The organism is Bradyrhizobium macuxiense (assembly GCF_001542415.1).
Classification (GTDB): Bacteria; Pseudomonadota; Alphaproteobacteria; order Rhizobiales; family Xanthobacteraceae; genus Bradyrhizobium; species Bradyrhizobium macuxiense.
This window is the reverse complement of sequence record NZ_LNCU01000073.1, coordinates 128,217-134,626: the sequence shown is the minus strand read 5'-3', so window position 1 is coordinate 134,626 and position 6,410 is coordinate 128,217. Positions and strand designations below refer to the sequence as shown.

The window sequence follows — 6,410 nt, the reverse complement described above, 5'->3', positions numbered from 1 at the left end:
AGCGGCATCTTCCAGGCCGATGCCTATGGTGGCTATGGCAGGCTTTACGACCCGGGCCGCAACGCAGGTCCGATTCTGGAAGCCGCGTGCTGGGTCCATGCCCGACGGCCGTTCTTCGTGATGGCTGATCTGGCCGAGAATGCGCGCCGCAAAGTGCAGGGCAAAAAGCCGGCGGTGATCTCGCCTCTGGCGCTGGAAGCAGTCCGCCGGATCGACGCCTTGTTCGAGATCGAGCGGGGCATCAACGGCGAAACGCCCGAACGGCGCCGGGCCGTCCGCCAGGAGCTCAGCGCGCCGCTGGTCGCCGCTCTGGAAGCCTGGATGCGTGAGCAGCGCGCCAAGCTCTCACGGCGCAATGATGTCGCCAAGGCGATGGACTACATGCTCAAGCGCTGGGGCGCGTTCACCCGCTTCCTCGACGACGGCCGCATCTGCCTGTCCAACAACGCCGCCGAACGAGCCCTGCGCGGCATCGCCCTCGGTCGGAAGTCTTGGCTGTTTTGCGGCTCCGACCGCGGTGGTGACCGTGCCGCGGTGATGTACAGCATGATCGTCACGGCCAAAATGAACGAGGTGGATCCACAAGCCTGGCTCGCCGACGTCCTGGCCCGCATCGCTGCACATCCAGCCCAAAGGCTTGACGAACTGCTGCCCTGGAATTGGCGAGACCGAAACAAGCAAGTCAATCAGGCAGCCTGAGTGACCGCGGTCCTCACCGGATGCTTACGTTGCACAAGCCGCCGCGATGTCGCCCTTTGTTCCTTCGCGTCATTTCGTTGCCGCGCGGCGACGCAACACTACGGTCGCTATTGAGAGCTAAGTGGACATGAACCGCCAGCAAAGCCAGCTGAATCGGTCGAAGATGACCCTAAGCAGCCAATTTCGGTCGAAGGGAGAAGCCCTACAGAACGGTGATCATTACGCAGTTGACTGGGATGGATGAAGTAACCTCGGTTACGTGTCCCTTACCGTTGGTGTCTGCCAGCAGCAGGCCGTCGCCCGCTTGAAACGATCGGGCTTCGCCATCACTGACTGTGATCTTAAAGCTACCAGAAAGACAGTAGACCATCTGTCGGCTTGGAGACGGGTGCGGCTCATCTCCTCCCCATGCGACCGGTAGCTGGATCAAGACAAAGCTTGATGCAGCCTCTGGTGCTGAGACGGCAAGAGGCGCGGCAGGCGGCGCAAATTCCTTCATCGTCATCGGTACATTGTGCACGTCAAAATGGCTTTCGCCACGATCATCGGCGTATATGCGTACATACTTCAGCAAGGCCGTGTCTCCCGGCGGTACAATCAGAGTGCGCACGTTATCCTGCATGACAGAGACACGCCACCTTTGTCCGCAACTGGGCCTTCGCGACGAATTCCGCCTGTCGCCTCAATGTCGACTCTGAGGGGTAGACCGGACCCAACCGAGATCGGGCAAAACCGCCGCGATTGACCCATAGCCGACATTGCCCATTCGATGGATGGACGCTAGCATCCGCGCGGTTCGATAACCGCGCAAAGCCGTGTCAGGAGCATTGGGATGACTGCTTTTGTCCTAGTCCATGGTTCTTGGGGTGGCGCACACGGCTTTAGACATGTGCGTCGATTGCTCTGTGCGGAACACCACGACGTGTCGACGCCTAGCCTGACCGGTGTCGGTGAGCGCGTCCACCTATCCAGCCCGCAGGTCAGCCTCGGTACGCACATCCGCGACGTGGTCAACCACGTATTGTACGAGGATATAAACAAGATCGTTCTGCTAGGGTTTTCATACGGCGGTTTTGTCATCACAGGCGCGTTGGAGCACATCGCAGAACGCGTTTCACACCTTGTCTTTCTAGATGCATTAGTCCCCAAAAATGGGGAGACGGTTTTTTCGCACGTTGGAGGTGCGGCCCGCACAAAGATCGAGCTTGGTCAGAACTGGCTCTCAACAAGTCCTGTGCGTGAATACGACAGTCCTGCGGAAGCGGAGTGGATGCGTGCGCGCGTAACGACTCATCCAATGGGAACGCTCACAGAACCCGTTTTCCTTTCACAGCCGCTGGAGTCGTTTCCGTTTGCCAGAACCTACATCAAGGCGACACAGGATAAGCCGGGAAGCGATGCCGGCTACGAGGCCCGCTGGCAAGCGGCCCGGCACGCGAAGGCGTCGCCAGCTTGGCATTACCACGAGATAGCTACCAATCATATGGTCGCAATCAACAGGCCCGAAGAGTTAGCCCGGATACTCGCAGATATCGCTTAGCCGCGAATCCGCGGATGTCGCATTGGCCCATAGCTGACGGTCTGTATGACCATCGAGAACGTCGGCTCATTTGGGTGAACCGGAAGTCCCCGGTTCAGTCGCTTTGGTCGGCCTTTGACCCGCAAGAGACATCGCAGCGAAACCAACCGACGGCACTTTGCAGAGCGGCTCACGCCGATGTTTTCGCGTCGGGTCGCCTCGCAACGAGAAGACTACTCATGCACTGCAAGACGATTTCGCTTCTTTGATTGCGCAGTCGGATTTGGCTGCGCACGATCCCGCAATCAGGTTTCGACTTTGATACTCGTTTTTCCAGAACAGTCACTTCGAGATATAGTTCATCGCCGGGACGTACCGGGTTCGGTAGCCTTACCTCATCATATCCCATTCCAGCGATGCCGTGGAGCCCGGGCCGGAGCTTTGTCGTAAGCGAAATGAAGATTGCAAAAGTGTGAGCTGCCGATGCGGTTAGTCCTCCCAAGATTGACCGTGCTGCAGCTTCTTCGTCGATGTGGCTAGGCATCGCATCATACTGCTTCGCGAACTGAACAATCTCTTCCTTCGAAACCGGATAAGGGCCGGCCCCATTCGTAGTACCGACTTCGGCATCTTCAAAATACAAGCGGGTCATCGGTTTGTCCTTTACGAGCGGACTAAACTGAATGGTGAAAAACGGCATCATAGTCTCAGTGCTGCTCAATGTCAGCACGACCGGAATTGGCCCATCTGCGAAGTTGCGCCGCGTCGCACGGAAGTCCGCTCATGGCGCCGGAGCGGACAAGATTTGCTCAACTTGACTTCTTCGCATTTTGACCCGGAGCTGACCTTGCATTGCCCACACAGAGGCTGCACCATATGCTGAGCTATATGGAGCGATTGGGGGTGGAGGATGAGGTGCCTGCGCATATATGCAACGCCCGACGGGGAGTCCCATTTTGGAGAAGTCGATATCCCGATGATGATGAAGCCGGCGTTTCCCAACGAAGCGCCGTTTGAAATTTCGGCCTACTACCCAGCGTCACGCATCCGTTTTTCTCACATCCCCGCCGGGGTGCGCGACGTGGGCTTTCACAGGCCGCCGGAACGACTCCTCGCCATATGGCTCGATGGCCACGTGGAATTTGAAACGAGCGATGGAGAGGTGAGACGCCTTCCGGCGGGAAAAGCTGTTCTCGTCGAGGATACGCACGGGAAAGGACACATCTCGCGCCACCCCGAGGAAGGACAGAACGCTATCATAGTCATACTGCCGAGCGGCCTTGGCGCACCACTTGATTAGTCGGCTTCTGGCCCGGGAGCGACGTTCGGGCGGGCTCTGGAATGGTCTGCTTGTTGGTGTAGATCGGAAGTGACTGGCCAACTGCTCAAACGACGCTTTTGGACCCATCTCGGAAGTGACCCACTCCCAACGCATTTCGTCGGATAGTCATCCTAGGCCTTCCAGAGGCCACCAGCGAACGTCAACATGGCCGACCAGGATCGCCGCTGTCAGGCGGTGAAATTCAACAGTCGTGCAGCGGTCCGGCCGAGGATGTCGGCCTTGTGGTCATCGGAGAGGGACTCCGACGCGAAAATGTGATCGACCGGTTGCAACTGAAATGGATAGGGAGTGTCGCTGCCGAGCACGACCTGACTGGCACCGACCTGCGCCACCAGATGCCGCATCGCCTCAGGCGTGAAGACCAGTGAGTCGAAATAGATCTGCTTGAGATATTCGGTCGGCGTCTTCTTAAGGTGGATATTCGGATTGCAGCTCTTTGGACTGGCGAGACAAGCATGGTCCGAACGATCTGCGTAGGACGGCAGATAACCGCCGCCATGGGCAGCGATCACCTTGAGCTTCGGAAAGCGATCGAACGTGCCCTCGAAGATGAGGTGCGAGAGCGCGATTGTTGTCTCCAGGGGATAGCCGATCGTGTTGGAGAGCCAACCGTTGCCGGCCAGTTTCTTCGCAAGCTCGGGGATGCCCGTCGGATGAATGAACAGGGGCACGTCGAGTTCTTCTGCCTTGGCCCACACCGGATGAAATTTCGGATCGGAAAATGCCTCGCCGTTGACCGTGCCGCCGATCGCCGCTCCCTTGAGTCCCTGTTTCCTCACCGCCGTTTCTAGCTCCTGCACGGCGAGATCGGGCGCCTGCAGGGTCAGCGAGGCGAAGGCGGTAAAGCGATCGGGCTTTGCGGCGCAGAGTTCAACCAGCTTTTCGTTCTGCAGCTTCACGATCTGGCCGGCGAGATCACGCTCGCTGCCATACCAGAATGGATTGATCGACAGCACCTCCATGTCAACCGCCTGCGAGTCCATGGCGGCGAGCCGCTTGTCGATCTCGACAAAAGCCGCCGCTGCGACGTCGGACCGCGAACGTCCGTCGACGAGCTGGCTGGCGGCTGCGCCGGCGTTGAACAGTTCGCCGGCTTCGCGGAATTGGCAATGGGCGTGCACGTCGATCGTTTTGACCCGCTTGCCACCGATCATGACGGGTAATTTCTGTCGTGCCGGTTGCTGGGCGTTCGCGCCGTGCTGGAGGCCGCAGCCGCAAAAGACGATGCCAGTCGCGGCAGCAGCGGCGCCCGTCTTGAGAAAATGACGGCGTGTGGTCATGCCAATTTCCTCCAAGGGTAATCGGTAATTCGCGTGATTGGTCAGGCAATCGTACTTAATTTGAACTTGAGGATAGCATGGAGGAAGAAAAGCGGTTGTGTCGATTGCTATTTCCGCTTGTGGCCCGCTGCAGACGAACCGGGCCGATCTGATGATGTCCGTTGATAGCCGCGGACCGGAAGCTGCCGGCAAGAGAGAAACACATGTCTCGGACAAATCGGCCGGCAGGGCGCTACCGCCAGGCCCCGCTAAATCGCGGTCCTGCAAGCGGGCCCATTCTTACTTTGCATGGGGTTGTTTTCGATATTTTGTATCCGGGCCAGGTGCGCCGCCGAAGGGCGCTGCAGCCCTTCCAAAACACGCGCAGCGGATTTATTGCGCAAGCACACCCTCGCGCTTCCTCAGCACACGGTAGTAGGCCCACCACAGATGCGCGGCGGCGCCGCGCAGGGGGCGCCATGGTTCGGCGAGCGGTGCCATCTGCTTCGGCGTCGGCCGTTCCTTCAGCCCGAGGCCGACCTTGACGGCTTCCTGCACGGCGAGGTCGCCTGCGGGCCAGGCGTCGCCGTGGCCGAGGCAGAACAACAGATAGACGTCGGCGGTCCACGGCCCGATGCCGGGCAGCGCGGTCAGCGTGTTGTGCGCGGCATCCGCCTCCTCGTTGGCGAGCACGTCGAGGTTCAGCCGCTCCTCGGCGAGCTCGCGCGCGATGTGCTTCAGCGTCTTGATCTTGGCGGCGGATAGCCCGAGCCGGCCCAGCCGGTCGGTGCGGGCCTTGCGGATCGCATCGTGATGGAACGGATCGAACGCCTTGCTGACGCGTCCCCAGATCGCGGCCGCACTCGCGGTCGAGAGCTGCTGGCCGCAGATGATCGCGGCGAGGCCGGCAAAGCCCGGCTCACGCTGGCGGATCGCCGGCATGCCGGTCAGTTCGAGGATCGGGCGGAGGCGTCGGTCCTGGTCGACGAGCTTTTCGATCGCGTCGTCGAGGTCGGCCTGGGTTTCGAGGTGAATCAGCATGGTGGGATCGGCATCAACCTGTCGCGAGCGGGCACACGTCTCGTGTCTGATTGGGGATGACCCGCCCCATCTCCTATCGTAACAGAGTCTCTCCCAGATGGATCGCCGGGCATAGGCGAGCGGAAGCGACGCCGTCCTTCAGACGGCTATGCCCGGCAATGACGCGCGACCGATCGCCATGCCACCCGTTTTCCGTTTTGCGCCGAGCCCGAACGGCTACCTGCATCTCGGCCACGCTTATTCGGCGCTGCTCAATTTCGACCTGGCGCGGCAATCGGGCGGGCGCTTCCTGCTGCGGATCGAGGATATCGACGCGACACGGTGCCGGCCGGAATTTGAGCAGGCGATCTATGAGGACCTCGCCTGGCTCGGCATCTCCTGGGACGAGCCGGTGCGGCGGCAGTCGGAACACTTTGCCGCCTATGGCGAGGCGACCGAACGCCTGTCGGCCCGAGGGCTCGTCTATCCAAGCTTCGAGAGCCGGGCGGAGATCGCGCGCCTGGTCGCCGACAAGGAGGCCGGCGGCGGGTGGCCGCGCGATCCCGACGGC

At 60.3% G+C, this 6,410-nt stretch carries 7 protein-coding genes and 1 pseudogene; 4 read left to right on the top strand and 4 right to left on the bottom strand.

Translation table 11 applies throughout. From position 1 onward, the window contains the following. On the top strand, nucleotides 1–699 hold a 699-nt coding region (gene tnpC / locus AS156_RS21970; protein WP_136626368.1), incomplete at its 5' end, for an IS66 family transposase. Nucleotides 700–901: 202 nt separating this feature from the next. Here the strand turns inward: tnpC and AS156_RS42265 are convergent. Continuing rightward, complete coding sequence (locus AS156_RS42265) at nucleotides 902–1,321, bottom strand: cupin domain-containing protein (RefSeq protein WP_136626367.1); 420 nt, start codon at nucleotides 1,319–1,321, stop codon at nucleotides 902–904. 210 nt (nucleotides 1,322–1,531) lie between these two features. On the opposite strand from AS156_RS42265, the gene AS156_RS21965 reads away from it, so the two are divergent. Continuing rightward, nucleotides 1,532–2,239: an alpha/beta fold hydrolase gene (locus tag AS156_RS21965; RefSeq protein WP_066508596.1), complete on the top strand. Its 708-nt coding sequence runs from the start codon at nucleotides 1,532–1,534 to the stop codon at nucleotides 2,237–2,239. Between the two features lie 169 nt (nucleotides 2,240–2,408). Here AS156_RS21965 and AS156_RS21960 read toward each other — a convergent pair whose 3' ends face one another. Beyond that, nucleotides 2,409–2,918 (bottom strand): MaoC/PaaZ C-terminal domain-containing protein, encoded by a 510-nt coding sequence (locus AS156_RS21960; protein ID WP_245313002.1) that lies wholly within the window; start codon nucleotides 2,916–2,918, stop codon nucleotides 2,409–2,411. A 276-nt stretch (nucleotides 2,919–3,194) separates the two neighbouring features. On the opposite strand from AS156_RS21960, the gene AS156_RS21955 reads away from it, so the two are divergent. After that, entirely contained in the window at nucleotides 3,195–3,518 is a 324-nt protein-coding gene (locus AS156_RS21955; RefSeq protein ID WP_245313001.1) for a cupin domain-containing protein, read from the top strand. A gap of 209 nt (nucleotides 3,519–3,727) precedes the next feature. On the opposite strand, the gene AS156_RS21950 is transcribed toward AS156_RS21955, so the two are convergent. Together AS156_RS21950 and AS156_RS21945 are read right to left on the bottom strand one after the other, a co-directional pair. After that, nucleotides 3,728–5,107, bottom strand: a complete 1,380-nt coding sequence (locus tag AS156_RS21950) for an amidohydrolase family protein (RefSeq protein ID WP_245313000.1) — start codon at nucleotides 5,105–5,107, stop codon at nucleotides 3,728–3,730. Between the two features lie 105 nt (nucleotides 5,108–5,212). Further along, nucleotides 5,213–5,860, bottom strand: a complete 648-nt coding sequence (locus AS156_RS21945) for a DNA-3-methyladenine glycosylase family protein (RefSeq protein ID WP_066508592.1) — start codon at nucleotides 5,858–5,860, stop codon at nucleotides 5,213–5,215. Nucleotides 5,861–6,038: 178 nt separating this feature from the next. Here AS156_RS21945 and AS156_RS44730 point away from each other — a divergent pair. Continuing rightward, a pseudogene (locus AS156_RS44730) lies at nucleotides 6,039–6,410 on the top strand (glutamate--tRNA ligase family protein); the annotation flags it as partial.

Coding starts and splice junctions, on each gene's coding strand:
- AS156_RS42265 (WP_136626367.1), bottom strand. CDS start 1,321: ATGCAGGATAACGTGCGCACTCTGATTGTACCGCCGGGAGACACGGCC.
- AS156_RS21955 (WP_245313001.1), top strand. CDS start 3,195: ATGATGATGAAGCCGGCGTTTCCCAACGAAGCGCCGTTTGAAATTTCG.
- AS156_RS21965 (WP_066508596.1), top strand. CDS start 1,532: ATGACTGCTTTTGTCCTAGTCCATGGTTCTTGGGGTGGCGCACACGGC.
- AS156_RS21945 (WP_066508592.1), bottom strand. CDS start 5,860: ATGCTGATTCACCTCGAAACCCAGGCCGACCTCGACGACGCGATCGAA.
- AS156_RS21960 (WP_245313002.1), bottom strand. CDS start 2,918: ATGCCGTTTTTCACCATTCAGTTTAGTCCGCTCGTAAAGGACAAACCG.